The organism is Streptomyces sp. NPDC051576, assembly GCF_040681835.1.
Classification (GTDB): Bacteria; Actinomycetota; Actinomycetes; order Streptomycetales; family Streptomycetaceae; genus Streptomyces.
In genome coordinates, this window is record NZ_JBFAZO010000008.1 from 400,968 (window position 1) to 420,742 (window position 19,775).

Here is a 19,775-nt window from a genome sequence, read left to right on the forward strand (position 1 = left end):
CCGCGTTTCAGCGGGCCCGTCGCACGTCGGGGTCCGGAATCAGAACGGCGTCGAAGAGCCGCTGCGTGTAGGGGCTCCAGGCCATGCGGTCGTCGTCCTGGCTCGTGAACAGATCGACGATCCGGCCCTGTTCGAGTACGGCGACACGTCGCGCGATGTACCGCACGACCGCTAGATCGTGGGTGATGAAGAGATAGCTGATCCCCAACTCCGCCTGCAGATCCGCGAGGAGGTTGAGCACCTGTGCCTGGATGGAGAGATCCAGCGCGCTGACGGCCTCGTCGCAGATCACCATCGCGGGTCGCGTGATCACCGCTCGCGCGATGGCGACTCGTTGCCGCTGTCCGCCAGAGAGTTCCGCGGGACGGCGGTGCGCCGCTTCCGGCGGCAGCCCCACCCGCTCCAGCGCCTCGGCGACGCGACGCCGCCGCTCGACCCGGGTAAGTCCCCGCTCGTGAACCAGCAACCCCTCCTCGACGATCGAGCCGATGCGCCGGGACGGGTTCAGGGATCCGAAGGGATCCTGGAAGACGGTCTGGACGACGGACGCCAGTTCCCTGCGGTCGGCCAGGTGGCGGGTCGTGACGGGAGAGCCGTTGACCCGGATGGTGCCGCTCGTCGGTCGTACCAGTCCCTGGATCGTCCGCGCGATCGTCGTCTTGCCCGACCCGGACTCACCGACCAGACCGAGCGTCTCACCGCGCCCGATCTCGAACGTCACTCCGTCGACCGCGCGGAACGGCGGCCTGCGGTGCCTCATGCCGTAGTCGACCACCAGATCGCGGACCGACAGCAACTGCTCGTCCGGGACTGGGACTTCAGACATGCGTCACCCCCTGCCGCAGTTCCGTGCCGTGCACGCACCGGCTCGCGTGCCCGGTCTCGTCCACGTCCAGATACGACAGGGGCGGGTGCGCTCCGCACTCGTCCGCGGCCATCGGGCAACGCTCCGCGAACCGGCAGCCGGGTGGCCGTTCGTGAGCCGACGGCATCCTTCCTGTGATGACCAGGAGCCTCGACCCCTTCGGCTGCAGATGCGGGTCAGCGCGACGCAGGGCCGCCGTGTAGGGATGCGCCGGATGCTTGAGGACGTCGCGGGTCTCGCCGATCTCGACGATCTCGCCGGCGTACACGGTCAGGACCCGATCGCACATGTCCGCGACCACACCCCAGTCGTGGGTCACCAGAACGATCGCCAGTTCGCGCTGTCGCCGAAGTTCCTTCAACAGCCCCAGGACTTCCTTCTGGATCGTCACGTCCAACGCGGTCGTCGGCTCGTCGGCGATCAGCAGGTCCGGTTCCCCCGCCAACGCCAAGGCGATCGCGACCCTTTGGGCCTGGCCGCCGGAGATCTCGAACGGATACTTCCGGAACGCTTCTTCCGGGGACTGGATACGAACCGCCTCAAGCAGCCGCAACGCCTCGTCACGCGCCTGCCGCTTGCCCAGACCGCGGTGGCGGCGGACGGCCTCGACCAGTTGGTTGCCGACCCGGAACATCGGGTCGAGCGCCGACATCGGATCCTGTCCGACGTACGCGATGCGCTTGCCGCGGATCCCGGCCAGAACGTCTTCGCCTGCGGTTACCAGATCGACGCCGCCGAGGAGCACGGTGCCTTCGACCACGGTGTTGCGGAAGACGCGTACCAGTGCGCGCACCATGACGGATTTCCCGGCTCCGGACTCCCCGACGAGTCCCAGGACCTCGCCACGACGGACGTCGAAGCTCACGTGGTCGACCAGTTTCACGGGCTGGGCACCGACCGTCGAGACCGTCAGGTCCCGCACGCGGAGCAACACATCGTCCTCGTCCGTCCCGACGACATCTCCCGCCGGGAGACCGTCAGCTCGACCTCCCACCCGCTGACGAGGCACCAGCACCACGCCGCGCACCGCACGCCGCAGCCGGCGCGAGCGGCGCCGTGCACCGGCTGGGCTCTGGACGACCTCGCCGAGCACGCCCAACGCGACGATGGTCACCGCGATCGCCAGGAGGGGAGGAAGCATCATCCACGGATCGGAGGTCAGATACTGCGTCGCGTCGCTCAGCATTCCGCCCCAACTGGGCGCGGGCGGCGCGACGTCCAGGCTGAGGAACCCGAGGCCGACCTCGGTCGTCAGCGCCACCGCCGCGATCATCGAAGCCTGCACCCTGATCAGGTCGGCGAGGCGTGGCGCGAGATGCCGCCGCACCACCGCCCGGTGCGACAAGCCGGTCGCGCGCGCCGATGTGACGTACAGTTCGCCGCCCAAGGTCAAGGTTGCCCCGCGGACGACGCGGTAGATGATCGGGCTCAGGAAGACCGCTGTGGCGGCCATCACGACGTAGAGGTCGTAGGGGAAGACGGCGAACACGACGAGACTGATCAGCACCGGCGGCACGGACTGCAGGACGTCGAAGACCGCGGACACCGCGTCGTCGAACCGCCCCCGGAGATATCCCGCCGCCAGGCCCGCCGAGCCGCCCAGGACGACGGTGAGTACCACCACGATCGCCGTGGCCACGAGCGTCGGACGGGCGCCGTACAGCAGCCGCACCAGCAGCTCGCGGCCGAGTTCGTCGGTACCGAGGAGATGACTTCCGCCAGGCCCCCGGAACGGTGCCGAGAGGTTCTGCACGTCGCTTCCCCGCGGCGCGATGACCGGAGCGAGAACGGCGGTCAATGCCACGACGGCGATCCACGCGTACGCGCAGCAAGTCACCGTACGAGCCTTGCGAGCGGGCCTGTGGCGCCCGGTCGGCAGCGTTTCGCTCACCGCGTTCGTCATGACGACGCCATCCTGATTTTCGGATTGAGCACCACGTACAGAATGTCCATGAGGATGTTCACGAGAATCACGTACGCGGTGAAGAACAGCACCGCCGCCAGTGCCACCGGCAGATCGTGCTGAGTCGCCGCGGATACGGCGAGGCTGCCGACGCCGGGAAAAGCGAAGACGGTTTCGATCAGCACCGTCGCTCCGACGACCGAGACGAGCTGGACGCCGATGTACGACATCGCCGGCACGATGGCGTTGCGCAACGCGTGCTTGTAGATGACGGACCGGCGCGAGAACCCGTTCGTGACATAGGTGAAGATGAACTCGCTGTGCATCACATCCGTCATGGACTGCCGGACCTGTTTCGCGATGAAGCCGACCATGCCGAACGACAGCGCGACGACCGGCAGGACCAGCGTCCTGAGCCATGGGCTCACCCCCTCGTCGAGCGGGGCGTAACCGTTGAGAGGAAGCAGCCCGAGCTTGAGCGCGAACGCGTAGATCAGGATGATCCCGATCAGGAATCCCGGAACCGCGAACGCGACGAGCCCGCCGATGTCGACAACCCTGGCGACCCAGCCACCGCGCAATGCCGAGACGACACCGAGGAAGATGCCGATCACCACACTCACCAGGGTCGACAGGAACACCAGGGACAACGTCGGCTGCCAGCGGCTCGCCATCATGTGCGTGACCGGCTCACCGGTGGTCAGCGAGGTCCCGAAGTCACCGTGCAGCGCGCCCTTGAGCCACGACCAGTACTGGACGGGGAGCGGTTCGTCGAGGTGCAGCTTCTTCGTGAGCTGGGCGACAGCCGTGGGGGTGGCGGTCGAACCGAGGATCGACTGCGCCGCATTGCCCGGAGTCAGTGCCACCAGGGTGAAGGTCAGAACCGACACCACCAGCAGGACGACGATCCCCATCGCGGCGCGTCGTGCGAGAACCAAGAACATTGTCTCCCCTGTCTCAGCTCGCCGGAGTCATGTACACCGGATCGGGGAACACGCCCCAGGCGGCGGGCACCTTCAGGTCCTTGCTCGCGTAGTAGGTGCTCGGCAGGCCGACGACGTCCACCAGCCAGGCGTTCTCGGTGATGTAGCGGCCGAGCTTCGCCCACGCGGTGGCCGCCGCCGCGCCGCTCGCCGCGCTCGCGGCAAGGTACTGGCTCTGATAGCTCGCCGACGGCGGGGCTGTCTCGATGGGGTTGAACAGACCGCCCGGCGTGAAGATGCGGGCCGTGGTGACCGTGAACGCCATGCCCTGCATCTGCTGGATGACCGCGGGATACTTCCCGCTGCCCATCTCGCTGCCGTACGCCTGGATGCTCGGGGCCGTCGTGAACTTCACGCTCACACCGATGGCCTTCAGCTGCGGAGCGAGCACCTGGGCGATGGTCGACGACAGGGGGTCGGTCGATTCGTACATGATCGGCAGCGTGAAACCGTGCGGGTATCCGGCCTCGGTCAGCAACTCCTTGGCCTTCGCCACGTCGTACGAGTAGACGTGCGTGTCGTAGTGCCCCGAGTACCCCGCGGCGGCCACTTGCTCGGTGGGCGTCCCGGCGACGGCCTTCGCGTCCGCGGGCCGGTTGATCGCGTAGTTCAGCGCCTGACGCACCTTCAGGTTGCCCAACGCCGGTACGAGCTTGCCCTGACGGTCCAGGACGATGACGCCGTAGATGCTCGTCGCGGGATTGCTGACCGTGTTGAGCCCTGCCGCTCGGGCGGTCTTGTCCTCCGAGGGCGTGCCCTGCTCCATTGAATGGCTGCCGGCCTGGACCGACTCCAGCCTTGAGGCGTTGTTCCCGATCACCTTGACCACGACCCGCTTCCAGTGCTGGAGCGCCGGGTTGAAGTAGTCGGGGTTGCGTACGAAGGTGTAGGTCGTGCCCGCCACGGTCGAGCCGGCGTCGAGCGTGTAGGGGCCCGCCCCGAACGTGGCGACCCCCAGATCCTTGGACGTCAGCTTCTTCGCGCTCACCGGGGTGCCGAAAGCGCCGCTCTGGTCGAACTGCAGCTGTGCGTCGGGATAGGCCCGCGAGAATGTGATGTCGAGCGTGGTCGGGTCCGGGGTGGACCACCCGGACACGGGGAAGGTGTCCGTGGAGATGGCGTTGGCCTGGATCACCGCCTTCATATAGGCTTCCAGGCCCTGCGCGGTCAGGGTGCTGCCGTCCGAGAACCGGACGCCCTCGCGGAGTGAGATCCGGACCTCTCGATTGCCCGTGCCGACGTACTCGAAGGCCTTGGCGAGTTCGGGTTGGAAGGTCGTGTATCCGGTCTGGACGAACAGGCTGTCGTAGGCGAGGTTGTTCGTCACCTGCTTGCTCGACTGCAGCATGGGGTTGAGCGTCGGGGGAGCGCTGCCTTCGTAGACCGTGAGCGTCGAGCCGTCGCCTTTCGACGACTGCTTCGCGGCGCCGCCACAGGAAATCAAGCCGGCACCGAGAACGACCGCCAGCGCGATCTTCGCCGACACTTTCACCAGAGCCGGAACGCCGGCTCGTTGCCCTCTCGTCATTGAGGCGGGCAAATTTATCGACATCTGTACACCTCCCACTGTGTTGGGTGAATTCCGTGACATTCGAGCCGATGGACCGCTCATCCAGTGCCCGGATAATCCAGTGCACGGTGCGAAGTGCGGGCTTCAGTCATTGCTGAGAAAAGGGCCAATCAATGTCGCTCGTCTGCGTAGAAGGTAACAGCGGGTATGTGGCCTGAGTAGCCCTCGTCAGTCGAATCCGAGTGTTGTGGGATTTGCATCAGAGGCCGGCCGTCCGAGGCTGCGGGCGGTCGGCCGGCGAGGGTTCCGGAGTGGTTCGCGAATGCTGCGTCCGGCCTGGTCGGAGGCGGATGGGCGCCCCGGCGCCTCTTCGACCGGACCGGCCCACGTGACCGATCCCCGGGGAGTCGCGCGGGGCGTGCTTCTTCGGCCAGGTCCACGACGTCGGCCCACGGTGGAGACCTCGTGGGCCGGTGCCACGCCCTCACCCTCCGAGGTCCCGGCCCGTCGAGTTTCTGCGGCTGGGGTGATGCAGATCGGGCATCACTCGGATTCGGACGGCGAGGCTACTCACGGTGAATTCCGACTGTTACCTTCGATGAAAGGGGAACGCCGCAGCCGACGGTTTATTTGTCTGCGTGAACTCGGAAGGGTCTGGATGTCCGCCACTGAGAAACCGCCGTGTCTTTCCGCGGCGGTGGGTTCCCATGAGCACACCAAGCGCCTTGTCTCCTGCGAGGTCGGGGTGCCGGGATATGCCCTGGAATTCGTCGACGTGTCACCGATCATCGCCGCGTTCCGGAGGATGGTGCGGCGGCTGGAGTTCGACGTGTGCGAACTGGCGCCCACGACATACATGGTGGCCAGGGAGGCGGGGGTGGAGATCACCGCGCTGCCGGTGTTCCTGGGGCGCGAGTTCCATTTCACGAACATCGTGTGCGGTGCGGGAAGCGGGATCGAGAAGCCGTCGGACCTGTGCGGTCGGCGGGTCGGGGTGCGGGCGTACACGGTCTCGACGGGGGTGTGGGCGCGGTCGTTGCTGCGGACCGAGTACGGGATGGACGCGAACTTGATCACGTGGATCGTGGACGACGAGGAACATGTGGAGTCGTTCGAGCTGCCGGGGAACGTGCGGCAGGCGCCCGCGGGCGTCTCGTTGGCGGATCTGTTCGATGCCGGGGAGATCGACGCGGCGTTCACGGGTCCGGCGGGGATCGGCCGGTCGGGACCTCCGCGGGAGGGCTGGGACGAGAGTGCCGATGGCCCGGTGGGGCGCGTCGCTTACCCGTTGTTCGAGAACACCGACGAACTGGCGCGTGCCTACTACCGCACCACCGGTGTGTATCCCCTGCACGGGGTCGTCGTGGTGAAGAACTCGGTGGTGCGTCAACACCCGGATTTCTGCGGGACGTTGCGGGAAGCGCTGGAGGCGGCGAAGCAGCCGTTCCTGGCGAGCCTGCGCGAAGCCGAAGCCGAAGCGGAAGCCGAAGCGAAGGGCGCGGGCAAGGAGTTCGAGCACTTCCAGCGGATGCGTTCGATCGTCGGCGACGATCCGCTGCCGTACGGGATCGAGGCGAACCTGCCCAGCATCGATGCCCTGCTTGACGCCGCCGTCGATCAGAACATCCTGCGTTCCCGTCCCGCCGTCGAGGACCTCTTCGTCGAATAGCCCGACCGGTCCCGGACCCGGCCCTGTGCCGGCAGCCGGCCAGCACAGGAAGTGACACGCCAGACCTATGACCCCTTCCATCTCGATCGTGTTGGGGAACCACCCGCACACCGAACTCATCAGGTCCAGGACGGAACTGGCGTCGGTGGGGGTGTCGTTCCCGGCGATCTCCCCGGTCCACTCGGCGTTCCACGACATGGTGCGCCGGCAGCGGTACGACGTGTGCGAGATGGCGCTGGCGACCTACCTTCAGGCGCGGGAGGCAGGGAAGCCGTTGTTGCTGCTGCCCGTGGTGATGGTGGGGGGTTTCCATCACGGGAACATCCGACGTGCACCGGGCGGTCCGGCGTGGAAGCCGCAGGACCTGGTCGGCAAGCGCGTCGGGGTGCGGGCGTACAGCACCACGATGGGGATGTGGGCCCGGTCGGTGCTGGACGAGGAGTACGGCGTCGGCGCGGGCGACGTCACCTGGGTGACGACCGAGGACCCGCACGTCGCGGAGTACGCCGAGCCGGGCAACGTGGTGCGCACCACCGGGGACCTGAAGCGGGAGCTGCTGGCGGGCGGGCTGAGGGCCGCGGTCCTGAACGGTCAGGAGAACCCGGACCTGGAGCCGGTGGTCGCCGACCCGGTCGCGGCGGCACTGCGCTGGTACACACGCCACGAGACCGTCCCGGTCAACCACATGGTCGTCGTGACCGGGTCGGTGCTGGAGCGGGCACCGGAGGCGGTGGCCGCCGTCTACGAGTGCCTGGCCGCGGGGATCGACCAGGCCGAACTGCCTCCCGCCGACGGGTCGGGGGGACAGGTGCCCTCGCCGGTCCGCCACGGCAGGGACGCGGTCCGCACCGCCGTGGAGCTGGCCTGCCGGGCCGCGCTGAGGCAACGGCTGATCAGCCGTCCTGTCGGTGATGTCGACGACCTGTTCGCGCTCTGAGTTCCGTTCTTGAGGGGCACTGGAAACGCCTGAAAGCCATTGAGAAGCATCTGACGACGACTTGAGAAGGATGAAGCGACATGCCCTTGCGGCCGCGGATCACCACCAGCATCGACCGTACCGGCGGCACGGTCGCCAAGGCCCTCGGCGCGTTCGGGGCGGCCACCGTCCACGAGGCCAACGCGCGGACCGGGGCGATGCACGGCATCCGCCCGGTGACCCCAGGGCTGAGCGCGCCCTCTGAGTACGGGATGTTCGGCGACTTGCCGGCGACGTCGGCCAGGGCGCTGGGCCTGGCGGGCGTGGGCCTGGCCGCCGGTGTGCGTGATGTGCGGTCCCTGCGGGAGATGGAGTTCCCGGTGTGGGCGCGGGCGGCCGCCGTGCGCGGGACGGGCAAGGCGTCGCCGGGCTGGTTGAACGTCCCGATCAGTTGTGGCGGGGCCGTGGTGAACCCCGGGGATGTCGTGGTCGCCGACGACGGCGGGGTCGGCGTGGTCGAACGGGCCGACACCGTAGGGGTTTTGGCGAACGCGAAGGCGCGGACGGAGAACGAGGAGGCCGTCCGGCCGAGGTTCGCCGCAGGCGAGCAGGGCGTCGGACTGGGCGGGCTGCGGCCGATGACGGCCGGACTGGAGAGGGACGCGCGGTGATCATCGACTGTCACGGGCACTTCACGACGGCTCCGCCGGGGCTGGCGGAGTTCCACGAGGCGCTGCTGGCGCCGGGCGCCGACATCGCGGCTCTGTCGGCGACGGGCCCGCGGGGCCTGTCGGACGAGCAGGTGAGGGAGGCGATCGAGCCGGAGCAGTCGCGGTTGCAGCGCGAGCGCGGGATCGACATGACGTTGTTCTCGCCGCAGGCCTCGGCGATGGCGCACCACCTCGGTGACCCGCAGGTCAGTGCCGCATGGACGCGTGCGTGCAACGACCTGATCCACCAGGTGTCGAGGCTCTACCCGGACCGGTTCGTGCCGGTGTGCCAGCTGCCGCAGTCGCCGCAGGCGGCTCCGGGGGAGTGCGTCTCCGAACTCCGGCGCTGCGTCGAGGAGTTGGGGTTCGTCGGGTGCAACCTCAACCCCGACCCGTCCGGGGGACATTGGACCGGGGCTCCGATCACGGACCGGTCGTGGTACCCGCTGTACGAGGCGATGGTCGAGCTGGACGTGCCGGCGATGATCCACGTCAGCGGCTCGTGCAACCCCAACTTCCACACCACCGGGGGCTATTACCTGGCCGCGGACACGACGGTGTTCATGACCCTGCTCTCCTCACGGCTGTTCCAGGACTTCCCGACGCTGAGGCTGATCCTTCCCCACGGAGGAGGGGCGGTGCCCTACCACTGGGGCCGCTACCGGGGCCTGGCGCAGGACCTGGGCCTCCCGCCGCTGGAGGAAGGCGTCCTGAACAACCTCTGGTTCGACACGTGTCTGTACGGATACCAGGGCGTACGCCTGCTGACCGAGGTCGTACCGGTCGAGAACATCCTGTTCGGGTCGGAGATGGTCGGCGCCGTCCGCGGAACCGACCCCGTCAGCGGACACGCCTACGACGACACCAGGCGGTACGTCGATGCCGCCCCGGGACTGGACGAGGACGACCGGGCCGCGATCTACGCGGGAAACGCGCTGCGCGTCTACCCCCGGCTGGCGAGGCGGACGGCCGACGAGCCAGTGGGGAGCGGACGTTGATGCCGCACGAGGACTGGCCTTCGGGCCTGCGGGACCGGAGCGGGCTGAGCAGCCGGGTCCGGACGGTGGCCCAGCCGAACATCGTGCGCGACCGCGAGCGGTTGGAGGCGGCGAGCCGTGAGCCCTTCCGGGGTGTCACGACATCGGCCGGACCGGTCACCGGCCTCTACGACCGGACGCGCGGGACGGCGGACCTGTCGGCGGTGGACGGCGCGGCACGGACCTACCTGGAAGCGCTGAGCGGCGGGCAGCGGGAGGCGACGCGATTCCCGCTGGACGATCCGTCACGGCGGCAATGGGCGAATCCGGCGGTCAACCTGCTGCGGCACGGTCTGCTGCTGGAGGACCTGGACACGACGGCGCGGGACCGCGCGCTGGGCCTGGTGCGGGAGAGCCTGAGCGAGAGCGGGTTCCAGACGGTGCTGAACTGCATGCGCCTGAACCGCACGATCGGCGAGATCCGCGACGAGATCGCCGACCTGAACGAACTGATGTACTGGTTCAGCCTGTACGGCGACCCGGCGCCGGGCAGCCCGTGGGCCTGGCAGCTGGACGGACACCACGTCAACGTCAACTGCACGGTCGTCGACGGTCGGTTGGTCACCACCCCGACCTTCCTGGGCGCCGAGCCCGTCGCGGCCTTCGGCGGGAAGTTCGCCGGCATCTGGGCGTTGCAGGCCGAGCAGGACATCGGCAGCGCGCTGTACGCGTCACTGACGGATGCGCAGCGGGCGGCGGCCACGCTGCACACCGAGATGCCGCCCGACCTGTTCACCGGCGCGGGCCGCGACAACTACGAACTCGACTACCAGGGCGTCCCGTTCTCGGCCTTCACCCCGTCCCAACTCGCCCTGGCCGTGGACCTGATCGGCGTGTATGTGGGGCGTGAACGCAAGGAGAGCGCCGAGGTGAGAATGGCCGAGGTCGTCGACCATCTCGGCGAAACCCATTTCGCGTGGGTGGGACATCCGAATCCTGACGGTGTCTTCTATTACCGCGTGCACAGCCCGGTGATCCTCATCGAGTTCGAGCACTCGCACGGGATCATGTTCGACAACGACCACCACGCGCGGAACCACATTCACACCATCGTGCGGACGCCCAACGGCAACGACTACGGCCAGGACTGTCTGCGTCAGCACCATGAGCGTTTCCATGCCGGGAAATGAAAAGCCCTGAGGAATTCACGGCAGCACCCCGTGACCGGTCCGTGGTGAACAGCCCGGGAACACGGGACAGCGGGACAGCCCACCGAGGAGCGAGAGTGTCGTATCGGATAGCAGTTGATATCGGCGGGACATTCACGGACTGCGTCGTCGTCGACGACCAGGACCACCGCCACGTTTCCAAGGCCCTGACCCGCTACGGCGCTCTGGAGGACGGTGTTCTGGAGGCGGTGGAGGTCGTCGCCGCCGAACTCGGGCTGTCATTGCGGGACTTGCTGGCCCGGACCGGGACGTTCGTGCACGGCACGACGCAGGCGACCAACGCGCTGGTGACGCACTCGGGCGTGCGGGTCGGCCTGCTGGCGACCCGCGGGCACGAGGACGTGCTGCGGATCGGGCGGGTGTACTCCAAGATCGCGGGGCTCGCCGAGCGCGAACTGGTGCACTCGACGCGGCTGCGCAAGCCGGCGGCGCTGGTTCCCCAGGAGCTGGTCATCGGGTTGAACGAGCGGATGGACTGCGACGGCGACGTGGTGGTCCCGCTCGACGACGACGAGGTGGCGGCAGCCGTCGACGAACTGGTCGAAGGCGGTGCGGAGGCGATCGCGATCTCCCTGCTGTGGTCGTTCGCCAACGACGCCCACGAGCGGCGGGCGGCCGAGATCGTCAAGGAGCGCGCGCCGCACGTCTTCGTGTCCGTCAGCTCCGAGGTCGCTCCCGTGCTGGGCGAGTACGAGCGGACGGCGACGACTGCGGTCAACGCCTACGTCGGGCCACGGGTGACGGTCTATCTGGAGGCGCTGGAGGCCAAGCTGCGGGCGAACGGCTTCAGCTCACCGCTGCTGGTGATGCAGGCCAGCGGGGGACTGACGTCGGTGGGGGACGCGGCCGCGCGCCCGGTGGTGACGCTGGACTCGGGCCCGACCGGCGGCATCATCGGCAGCCGGGCGATGGGCGAGCTGTACGGCGAGTCCAACGTCATCTGCACCGACGTCGGCGGCACCTCCTTCGACGTGGGGCTGGTGCTCGGCGGCGAGGTGCCGCTGGCGACCGACCCGGTCGTGGCGCGCTACAGCCTGCGGCTGCCGAAGGTCCTGGTGGAGTCGATCGGCTCCGGCGGCGGGTCGATGGCCTGGATCGACGAGGGCGGTCTGCTGCGCGTCGGCCCGCACAGCGCCGGCTCCCGCCCGGGCCCGGCCTGCTACGGGCTGGGCGGCACCGACGCCACGGTGACCGACGCCGACCTGGTCCTGGGCTATCTGGACCCGGACGCGTTCCTCGGCGGCCGGATGAAGCTGGACCGGGACCTGGCGCTGAAGGCGCTGAGCCGGCTCGGCAACCAGCTCGGCATGGAGCCGGAAGAGGTGGCGACGGGGATCTTCCGCATCATCAACTCCCAGATGGCCGACCTCATCCTGAAGCTGACGATCGAACAGGGCAACGACCCGAGGGACTGCGTCCTGGCCGCGTACGGCGGTGCGGGCCCCACTCACGCGGCCTTCTTCGGCGGCGACATCGGCGCCAAGGAGCTGATCGTCCCGGCGCGTTCCACGGCGTTCTCGGCCGAGGGCATGCTGGCCTGCGACATCACCCACACCGCGGACGCCAGCCACAGCCTGCGTTCTCCACTGGCCGACCGGGAGATCCAGGCCATGGAGGGCACCTTCCAGGCGCTGGAGCGGCGGGTCCGGACCCAGTTCGCGGCGGAGTCGGGCACCGACGAGGACGTGGAGATCTCCCGGTACGCCGGGGTCCGCTTCCGGATGCAGCCGCAGACACTGGTCGTCCCCGTCGACGACGACCTGCTGCGGACGTCCGGCGGCCAGGGACTGATCGACCGGTTCGCCGAGCGCTACGGCCGCCTGTACGGCGGCGGGGCGCTGCTCGACGGCGGCGGGATCGAGATCGACCTGCACCGGGTCGTGGGCCGACGCCGCGTCCCGCGCCCGGCCGCGGCACCGGAGGTCGCACCCTCGTCGCTCACCGCCGACGCGGTCAGCGGGGTGCGGCCGATCCACTTCGAGGACCTCGGCCGCACGGACACGACGGTGTACCGCGGCAGCGCCCTGCGGCCCGGCAACGTGCTGGAGGGACCCGCGGTGATCCAGCGGATGGGCGACAGCGTCGTCGTACCGCCCGGATTCACCGCGCGCGTCGACGACCAGCTCAGCCTTCGACTGACCCCACCGGCCCCGGCCGGCGCCGCGGTGGACAAGTAGAGAGCGGGGAAGACGAGATGACGACTACGGCACAGATACCCTCCGGGGCGCCGACGGGTACGGAGGCGGCACTGGACCCGGTGACGTTCGAAGTCATCCGGCACCGGTTGTGGGCGATCAACGACGACCAGGCGCGGATGGCGGCCCGGCTGTCGGCGTCGCCGGTGGTGTACGACGGCTTCGACTTCAACGCGGCACTGGTCACCGCGGACGGCCGCGGCCTGGTCACAGGGGTGTACATCATGCACCACGGTGCGGCCCTGGACGACTTCGTGCGCAAGCTGCTGGCCGACTGGCCAGCGGACGACCTCCACGAGGGCGACATGTTCTACACCAACGACCCGTGGTGGGGCGCGCTGCACGCCAACGACGGCATCATGGCCTCCCCGCTGTTCTACGACGGGCAGCTGGTCGCCTGGACCGGGATCGTCATGCACGACGACGACGTCGGCGGCCCGGTGCCGTCCAGCTTCGTACTGGGCGCCACCGACCGGTTCGGCGAGGCACCGCTGTTCCCGGCCCTGCGGATCGTGGAGAACTGGGAACTCAAGCGGGACATCGAGCGCGCCCGGCTGCGCAACAGCCGCACCCCGCAGGTCAACGCGCTCAACATGCGCGCCCGGATCGCCGCGCTCCGCGCCACGCAGGAGCGGATGAAGGAACTCATCGACCGCTACGGCCTGCCCGCGTTCCTGGCCGGCCAGGACGGCATCATCGACTATGTCGAGCGGGTGGTGCGCGGCCGGCTGAGGGAGATCCCCGACGGCACCTGGTTCGCCCAGGGCTACCTGGACCACGACGGCACCAACGACGAGGTCTACCGCATCTGTTGCCGGGTCACCAAGCGCGACGACCACCTCGTCATCGACTTCGAGGGCACCTCTCCCGAGGCCCAGGGCCCGGTCAACTGCGCCCGCCCCGCCATGGAGGGCGCCGTCGTCGGCTGCCTGCTGCTCGCCCTCTGCTACGACCTGCCCTGGTCGGTCGGGGCGCTGCGGCGGATCGTGGAGATCCGCGCCGAGGAGGGCAGCATCAACAACGCCGCGAGTACCGCCGCAGTGAGCCTGTCCTCCATCCAGGGCACCCTGTGCACCCAGGACGTCACCGCGAGCGCGATCGCCAAGATGCTGCTGAGTTCCGAGCGGTTCCGCTCCGAGGCCCAGGCCACCTGGGCGGCCGGCCACCCCGGCGCGGCGATGGCCGCGACCGGCCGCGACGGCGAGTACGCAGTCGGCGCCATCACCGACACCTTCGCCGGCGGCGGCGGAGCCCGTACCTTCGCCGACGGCATCGACAGCGGCGGCATCTACCACTCGATGGGCTCCCGGCTGGCCAACGCCGAGACCTGCGAGGACCGGCGGCCGTTCCTCCAGCTGTACCGCACCGAACTCTGCGACTCCGGTGGCGCGGGCCGCTACCGGGGCGGCGTGTGCGTCGCCTTCGGCAGCGTGCCCCACAAGGAGCGCGGCGACGTCACGGTCCTCACCCTGTCCTCCGGAGTCGAGATGCCCGGCGGGATGGGACTGGCAGGCGGCGCGCCCGGCGCGGCGGTCTCCAACGTCGTCGTCCGCGACAGCGACATCTGGTCCCGGCTCGGGGACGGACACCTGCCGCGCACCGAGGAGGAGGTCACCGGCGGCACCGTGCAGGCCCTCGCGGCCAAGGACCTCACCACCATCGGGCACGCCGACGTCGTCACCGGCGTCACCAACGCCGGTTCCGGATACGGCGACCCGCTGCATCGCGATCCCGCGGCGGTGGCCCGCGACGTCCGCGAGGGCCATGTGTCGGCGTGGTCGGCCCATGAGAACTACGGCGTCGTCCTGACCGACGGAGCCGTCGACGGGGCGGCGACCGAGCGGCGGCGCGCCGCCGTCCGCGAGGAGCGACTGGCCGACGCCAGGCCGCTCGACGGCACGACCGCCACCGGGCCCGCCGTGGTGGCGGACGCGGAGGTCCTGCACCCGGTGGCCGACGCCGTGGAAGCCGTCCGCACCGCGACCGGTGCGCGGATCCGCTGCACGGAATGCCACCGCGACCTCGGTGACTACGAGGAGGACTACAAGCAGAGCCTGGTCTTCAGGGACAGGCCGCTGACCTCCCTGACCGGGCTCAACAAGCGCTGCCGCACCGACGTGTTCGTGGCCCGGGAGTTCTACTGCCCCGGCTGCGGTGTCCTGCTGGTCACCGACGTCACGCACCGGGACGAACCGGTCCGCGCGGAGTGCCGCTTCTTCCCCACCCGGGCCCCGCACACACCTGAGCCGGCGGACGGCACCCCGTGACGACGCGGCGGACTCCGCCACGGCCGCCCCGGACCCCGCGACCGAAGGAGACGACATGACCGCGTCGGCCGGCCTCGCCGAACGGATCCGCACCCGGGCCGGTCTGGTCGGCTTCTGGATCGGCACCGACAACCCCCCGATGACCGAGCGCCTCGCCCGGCTCGGCTACGACTACCTGTGCCTGGACGCGCAGCACGGACTCCTTGACGACACCGGCTGCCTGCGCAACCTGACCGCGATCGACGCCGGCACCACCGGCACCACCGTCGGGATGGTCCGCGTCGCCGCCAACACACCCCAGCACGTCGGCCGCGCCCTGGACCTGGGAGCCGCGGGCGTCATCGTCCCTCTGGTCAACACTCCCGAGGAGGCCGCCGCAGCCGTCCGGGCCTGCCGCTACCCGCCCACCGGAACCCGCAGCTACGGACCGGTCCGCTCCGCCCTGCGCATCGGCCCCGAACCGCAGGAGACGGACCGGGCTGTCGCCTGCGTCGTCATGATCGAGACCCGGGAGGGCCTCGACAACGTCGACAAGATCGCCCGGGTCCCCGGAGTCGACGCCCTCTACGTCGGGCCCTCGGACCTCTCCCTGGCTCTCGGAGACTTCCCGCCCGTCGCCGACCGGCCCGCACCCCGGTTCGCCGACGCCCTGGACCGGGTACGCGCTGCCGCCCGGGCCGCCGGACGAGGATGCGGACTGCACACGAACACCGGAGCCGCAGCAGCCCGGGCCCTCGCCGACGGATTCACCTTCGCCTCCGTCTCCGACGACATCGACCATCTCCAGAACGCCGCACGCCACGCACTGGAGACCGCACGGGGCGCCGCCCCCGCCACAGTGCCCTCCATCAGCGCCCGAGCCTCGGAGTGAACATGCGTATCGCCGGTGAACAACCGCCAGTGCCGCAACTGAGCGCACCCCCGCCGGACACCCCCTCGACCCTGCCCCCGCCGACGGCCGGCGACGACGGGACACGCGTCCACCACGACATCGTCTACGCCAACGAGATCGGTTACCGCCCGCTGCGCATGGACCTGATGGTGCCGGCGGGGGCCGGGCCCGTTCCCGTCGTGCTGTGGCTGCACGGCGGCGGGTTCCTGATGGGGTCACGCCGTCGCAGTGCCCTCGCGGGCCCCCCGTGGGACGCGCTGCTGGCCCGCCGGATCGCGGTGGCGGTGGTGGAGTACCGCTTCGCCTTCGAGGAACGGTTCCCCGCCTGCGTGCACGACGTCAAGGCCGCCGTGCGCTGGCTGCGTCGGCATGGACCGGACCTGGGCCTGCTGCCCGACGCGATCGGCGCGTGGGGCGAGTCCGCGGGCGGCTACCTGTCGGCCTTCCTGGCACTCGACGGTCGCCAGCGGGCGCTGGAGGGCGAGGTGGGCGTGACCGGCCCGTCCTCCGAGGTCCGCGCGGCCGTCGCCTGGTACCCCCCGACGGACTTCCTGGCCATGGACGCCCAGGCCGAGGGCGCCCGGTCGATCCATCCCCACGACGACCCCGGATCACCCGAGTCGCTCCTCATCGGCGGCCCGCTGCAGAAGAACCCCGACGCGGCCAGAGCCGCCAGCCCGCTCAACTACGCGGCATCGCCCGGCCCCGCGCCCCTCCTCCTGATGCACGGCACGCTGGACCCGTACGTGCCCTACCGGCAGAGCGTCGTGCTCGCCGAGGCCATGGCGGCCGGGGGAGCGCCCGTGACCCTGCAACTGGTCGACGGGGCGGGGCACATGTTCGAGGGCGTGGACCAAGGCCCGCTGATCGAGCGGGCGGTGGCCTTCCTGGCGGACCACCTCATGTGACCTCGTCCCGAGCCGACACAACACCCATCAGGGAGTGAACCGATGGAACAGCACAGCCCGCCGAACACCTCACGACGGGCCGACGGGACGATCCCACACACCGACCAGGAACGGATCGCCGAGCTCGTCACCTCCCACCACATCCTCTACGACCACGGCGTCCTGGACGGCTTCGGCCACCTGAGCGTCCGGTCCGCGGCCGACCCCGCGCACTTCTTCATGCAACGGGGCGGAGTGGTCCCGGACGACGTCACCGCCGACGACGTCATCGAGTACGACGACAACGGCGAGCCGTACCGGGCAGGTGGCCGCACGGGTCCGAGCGAGCGTTACATCCACGCCGGGATCTACCGGGCGCGCCCCGACGTGATGGCGGTGGTGCACAGCCACACCGACGCCGTGCTCCCGTTCGGGCTCACCGGGGCACCGCTCAAGGCCGTGCTCCACACGGCCTACTTCCTCGGGAGCGATCCGGCTCCGGTGTTCGACATCCGTGAGGCGATGGGCCAGGACAACACCATGCTGGTCGACAACCCCGTCGCGGGTGCGGCCCTGGCACGCACCCTGGCGGACCGGTCCATGGTGCTCATGCGCGGCCATGGCATGACCGTCGTCGGGCCGACCATCCACGACGCGGTCTTCCGGGCCGTCTACACCCGCGTCAACGCACGGGCGGAGATCGAGGCGCTGAAGCTGGGGGACCCCGTGTTCCTCAACGGCTTCGAGGTCGACCGCGGTGATCCGGTGTCGATCCACTGGGCATGGTGGGCTGCACAGTCCGAGGCCCGTCGCGCCTCGCCCTGAGGACCGGGGGCACTGCGCGGCGACACGGACGCACATGCCGCTCGACTGCCTTCGGCCAACGGCAGATCGGTGCGGTCACCGGCCCTGCGGGCTACAGGAACTCGCTTCGGTAGGTCGGGACCAACTCGGGGGCGTGGCGGCGGCGTTCGGCGAGTTGGTCCGGCGAGAGGTGTGGCGGCGGCGCGTCCTTGCCCGCGACGGCATCTCCGATGTGTTGATCGTGGATCCGGCCCATACGGTGTGTCTCGCCGCGGAAGGTGAACTCGGTCTCGCCTTCGAGGATCGTGTACGGCTCGTCCAGGTGACCGTCGCGGACTCCCGCGACCGCGGGCGCGACATGGTGCTGCTGGCCGAGCCGTACGTTCTGGCGATCCGCGACGAACGCTACGCCGAGCTGATGCGGCAGGGGATGCCACGCGCCAAGGGCACCATTTCCCGCCACATCCACAGCGTCAGCGGGCATGGGATCGACGTCGTACAGGAAGGCATCGGCCTGCAACAGTACTTCCTGCCACCGGAGTTCACCGAGGACATCGTGCGCCACACGCTCCACGACCTCATCCCCGACGCACAGGTCCGCACACCTTGAACCGTAGGAGTAGCGACATGACCATCACCCGCAACGTGCCTGGACTGCCCTTCACCCTCTCACCGTCGCCCGGCGAGGCGTGGACCGTCGACGAGGCGACCGACACGGTGACAGCCACAGCGGCCCCTCATAGCGACATCTTCATCGACCCGGGAGCGGATTCTCAGCTCAACGCCGAGTCCATGCTCAACGCCGCGACCCTGCTCGGCGTCCCCCCGGACGGTGACTTCCAGTTCAGCGCCCGCGTCACCGTCGACTTCAAGTCCACCTTCGATGCCGGCGTGCTGCTCTTGTGGATCGACGACCGCCACTGGGGCAAGCTCTGCTTCGAGTACTCTCCCGACCGGAACCCCATGATCGTCTCAGTGGTGGCCCGCGGCGTCGCGGACGACGCCAACGCCTTCGCTGTCGACGGCCGGACCGTGTGGCTGCGCGTCGCCCGAATCGATCACGCCTTCGCGTACCACGCATCCCTCGACGGCAAGACCTGGCGGATGATCCGCTTCTTCGCCCTCGACGGCACGTCCACGTCTGCGGCCATCGGCTTCGAGGCGCAATCGCCGACCGGTGACGGATGCGTGGTCACCTTCGACGACATCCACTTCACCCGCGAGCGCCTCCACGAACTGCGCGACGGCTCGTGACTCGGTCCCAACGGGCTCGATTCCCGACGCTCGGACCAAGAGCCAGTGGGCGGCGTAGGCGGCTCTCTCTCACTGCACGCGGGCGTACCCGCGCAGCCGCCTGACCCACAGCGACCTCGGCGGGTACATCGTCCTGGTCGACACCCGGCCGGACTGCTCCTGGCGGCTCCCCGGCCTTACCGACCCGTTCGAAGTGGCGGTGTTCCGGCTGCTCGACACACCGCACGGCCCGGCGGCACTGCCGCGCAGGACGGTCGCCCGGGAGTCGGTCGAAGAGGTGACGGGGGAGCACGCCACCGACCTGCCGGCGCGCTGGCCGCCCTCGGCCTGGTCTTCGCCGAGGGCGGCCAGTACGTGTGCGGGTCGCACTCGCCGTGGCCAACCAGGACCTGCTGCCGTTCGACGGCGCCGGACTGCACGGGGACGAGACCTCGCTCGTCCCCGCCCTGACGGCCCCGGCCGGGGGAGACACCCGATGAAGCCGGAGCTGACGCTGTGGAAGACCGTGACTCGCTGGCCATGCGCCTGCCGGGCATCCCCTGCGGCACCCTCGACCGACCGCCGGACGGCGCGTCCGCGGTCCTGCTCCGCGTCCGGGAACGGTGGTTCCCCGGTTCCCGGACGGTCAGCTCTATGTCGGTCTGCGCGGATTCGATCTCCGGGGTTCCGCGATGGATCCAGCCGAGGCGGTGCGGGCTTTCCTGGAGGCGCTCG

The 19,775-nt window shown here is 69.6% G+C and carries 18 protein-coding genes; 13 read left to right on the top strand and 5 right to left on the bottom strand.

The features are described 5' to 3' along the window. Positions 1–7: 7 nt before the first annotated feature. Genes AB0M63_RS27410 through AB0M63_RS27425 form a run of 4 tightly spaced genes read right to left on the bottom strand, consistent with a single transcriptional unit; the run spans position 8 to position 5,099 of the window. Positions 8–826, bottom strand: coding sequence for a dipeptide/oligopeptide/nickel ABC transporter ATP-binding protein (locus AB0M63_RS27410; RefSeq protein ID WP_366021265.1), 819 nt, complete (start codon positions 824–826; stop codon positions 8–10). Next, entirely contained in the window at positions 819–2,768 is a 1,950-nt protein-coding gene (locus tag AB0M63_RS27415) for a dipeptide/oligopeptide/nickel ABC transporter permease/ATP-binding protein (RefSeq protein WP_366021266.1), read from the bottom strand. The genes AB0M63_RS27410 and AB0M63_RS27415 overlap by 8 nt, the downstream gene beginning before the upstream one ends. Further along, a complete protein-coding gene (locus tag AB0M63_RS27420; protein WP_366021267.1) occupies positions 2,765–3,706 on the bottom strand; it encodes an ABC transporter permease in 942 nt (313 codons plus the stop codon). Before AB0M63_RS27420 ends, AB0M63_RS27415 begins: the two co-directional genes overlap by 4 nt. 19 nt (positions 3,707–3,725) lie before the next feature. Beyond that, complete coding sequence (locus tag AB0M63_RS27425) at positions 3,726–5,099, bottom strand: ABC transporter substrate-binding protein (protein WP_366021268.1); 1,374 nt, start codon at positions 5,097–5,099, stop codon at positions 3,726–3,728. A gap of 691 nt (positions 5,100–5,790) precedes the next feature. On the opposite strand from AB0M63_RS27425, the gene AB0M63_RS27430 reads away from it, so the two are divergent. From AB0M63_RS27430 to AB0M63_RS27485, 12 genes are all read left to right on the top strand, one after another. Further along, complete coding sequence (locus AB0M63_RS27430) at positions 5,791–6,930, top strand: 4,5-dihydroxyphthalate decarboxylase (protein ID WP_366021269.1); 1,140 nt, start codon at positions 5,791–5,793, stop codon at positions 6,928–6,930. Between the two features lie 67 nt (positions 6,931–6,997). Then, entirely contained in the window at positions 6,998–7,867 is an 870-nt protein-coding gene (locus AB0M63_RS27435; RefSeq protein ID WP_366021270.1) for a hypothetical protein, read from the top strand. Positions 7,868–7,947: 80 nt separating this feature from the next. After that, positions 7,948–8,517: a 4-carboxy-4-hydroxy-2-oxoadipate aldolase/oxaloacetate decarboxylase gene (locus AB0M63_RS27440; RefSeq protein ID WP_366021271.1), complete on the top strand. Its 570-nt coding sequence runs from the start codon at positions 7,948–7,950 to the stop codon at positions 8,515–8,517. Further along, the gene (locus AB0M63_RS27445) at positions 8,514–9,554 is read left to right on the top strand and encodes an amidohydrolase family protein (protein ID WP_366021272.1); all 1,041 of its coding nucleotides are present in this window, start codon (positions 8,514–8,516) and stop codon (positions 9,552–9,554) included. The genes AB0M63_RS27440 and AB0M63_RS27445 overlap by 4 nt, the downstream gene beginning before the upstream one ends. Further along, on the top strand, positions 9,554–10,723 hold the full coding sequence (locus AB0M63_RS27450; RefSeq protein WP_366021273.1) for a DUF3500 domain-containing protein: 1,170 nt from the start codon (positions 9,554–9,556) through the stop codon (positions 10,721–10,723). Before AB0M63_RS27445 ends, AB0M63_RS27450 begins: the two co-directional genes overlap by 1 nt. Before the next feature lie 95 nt (positions 10,724–10,818). After that, positions 10,819–12,939: a hydantoinase/oxoprolinase family protein gene (locus AB0M63_RS27455; RefSeq protein ID WP_366021274.1), complete on the top strand. Its 2,121-nt coding sequence runs from the start codon at positions 10,819–10,821 to the stop codon at positions 12,937–12,939. Positions 12,940–12,956: 17 nt separating this feature from the next. Continuing rightward, positions 12,957–15,224, top strand: coding sequence for a hydantoinase B/oxoprolinase family protein (locus tag AB0M63_RS27460; protein WP_366021275.1), 2,268 nt, complete (start codon positions 12,957–12,959; stop codon positions 15,222–15,224). 55 nt (positions 15,225–15,279) lie between these two features. Further along, positions 15,280–16,095: an aldolase/citrate lyase family protein gene (locus AB0M63_RS27465; protein WP_366021276.1), complete on the top strand. Its 816-nt coding sequence runs from the start codon at positions 15,280–15,282 to the stop codon at positions 16,093–16,095. Between the two features lie 2 nt (positions 16,096–16,097). Continuing rightward, complete coding sequence (locus AB0M63_RS27470) at positions 16,098–17,024, top strand: alpha/beta hydrolase (RefSeq protein WP_366021277.1); 927 nt, start codon at positions 16,098–16,100, stop codon at positions 17,022–17,024. Between the two features lie 42 nt (positions 17,025–17,066). Further along, positions 17,067–17,828 (top strand): class II aldolase/adducin family protein, encoded by a 762-nt coding sequence (locus AB0M63_RS27475; RefSeq protein ID WP_366021278.1) that lies wholly within the window; start codon positions 17,067–17,069, stop codon positions 17,826–17,828. A 133-nt stretch (positions 17,829–17,961) separates the two neighbouring features. Further along, positions 17,962–18,417, top strand: coding sequence for a hypothetical protein (locus tag AB0M63_RS27480; protein ID WP_366021279.1), 456 nt, complete (start codon positions 17,962–17,964; stop codon positions 18,415–18,417). Between the two features lie 17 nt (positions 18,418–18,434). Then, the gene (locus tag AB0M63_RS27485; RefSeq protein ID WP_366021280.1) at positions 18,435–19,061 is read left to right on the top strand and encodes a DUF1349 domain-containing protein; all 627 of its coding nucleotides are present in this window, start codon (positions 18,435–18,437) and stop codon (positions 19,059–19,061) included. A 69-nt stretch (positions 19,062–19,130) separates the two neighbouring features. Here the strand turns inward: AB0M63_RS27485 and AB0M63_RS27490 are convergent, their stop codons facing one another. Further along, positions 19,131–19,430: a hypothetical protein gene (locus AB0M63_RS27490; protein ID WP_366021281.1), complete on the bottom strand. Its 300-nt coding sequence runs from the start codon at positions 19,428–19,430 to the stop codon at positions 19,131–19,133. On the opposite strand from AB0M63_RS27490, the gene AB0M63_RS27495 reads away from it, so the two are divergent. Beyond that, positions 19,418–19,540, top strand: a complete 123-nt coding sequence (locus AB0M63_RS27495) for a hypothetical protein (RefSeq protein ID WP_366021282.1) — start codon at positions 19,418–19,420, stop codon at positions 19,538–19,540. The two genes, AB0M63_RS27490 and AB0M63_RS27495, sit on opposite strands and share 13 nt — an antisense overlap. Positions 19,541–19,775: the final 235 nt, after the last annotated feature.

Excerpts from the sequence above, each read along its gene's own strand:
- AB0M63_RS27415 (WP_366021266.1), bottom strand. The coding sequence starts at position 2,768 with ATGACGAACGCGGTGAGCGAAACGCTGCCGACCGGGCGCCACAGGCCC.
- AB0M63_RS27435 (WP_366021270.1), top strand. The coding sequence starts at position 6,998 with ATGACCCCTTCCATCTCGATCGTGTTGGGGAACCACCCGCACACCGAA.
- AB0M63_RS27460 (WP_366021275.1), top strand. The coding sequence starts at position 12,957 with ATGACGACTACGGCACAGATACCCTCCGGGGCGCCGACGGGTACGGAG.
- AB0M63_RS27425 (WP_366021268.1), bottom strand. The coding sequence starts at position 5,099 with ATGCTGCAGTCGAGCAAGCAGGTGACGAACAACCTCGCCTACGACAGC.
- AB0M63_RS27470 (WP_366021277.1), top strand. The coding sequence starts at position 16,098 with ATGCGTATCGCCGGTGAACAACCGCCAGTGCCGCAACTGAGCGCACCC.
- AB0M63_RS27440 (WP_366021271.1), top strand. The coding sequence starts at position 7,948 with ATGCCCTTGCGGCCGCGGATCACCACCAGCATCGACCGTACCGGCGGC.
- AB0M63_RS27430 (WP_366021269.1), top strand. The coding sequence starts at position 5,791 with ATGCAGATCGGGCATCACTCGGATTCGGACGGCGAGGCTACTCACGGT.
- AB0M63_RS27450 (WP_366021273.1), top strand. The coding sequence starts at position 9,554 with ATGCCGCACGAGGACTGGCCTTCGGGCCTGCGGGACCGGAGCGGGCTG.
- AB0M63_RS27485 (WP_366021280.1), top strand. The coding sequence starts at position 18,435 with ATGACCATCACCCGCAACGTGCCTGGACTGCCCTTCACCCTCTCACCG.
- AB0M63_RS27475 (WP_366021278.1), top strand. The coding sequence starts at position 17,067 with ATGGAACAGCACAGCCCGCCGAACACCTCACGACGGGCCGACGGGACG.
- AB0M63_RS27465 (WP_366021276.1), top strand. The coding sequence starts at position 15,280 with ATGACCGCGTCGGCCGGCCTCGCCGAACGGATCCGCACCCGGGCCGGT.
- AB0M63_RS27410 (WP_366021265.1), bottom strand. The coding sequence starts at position 826 with ATGTCTGAAGTCCCAGTCCCGGACGAGCAGTTGCTGTCGGTCCGCGAT.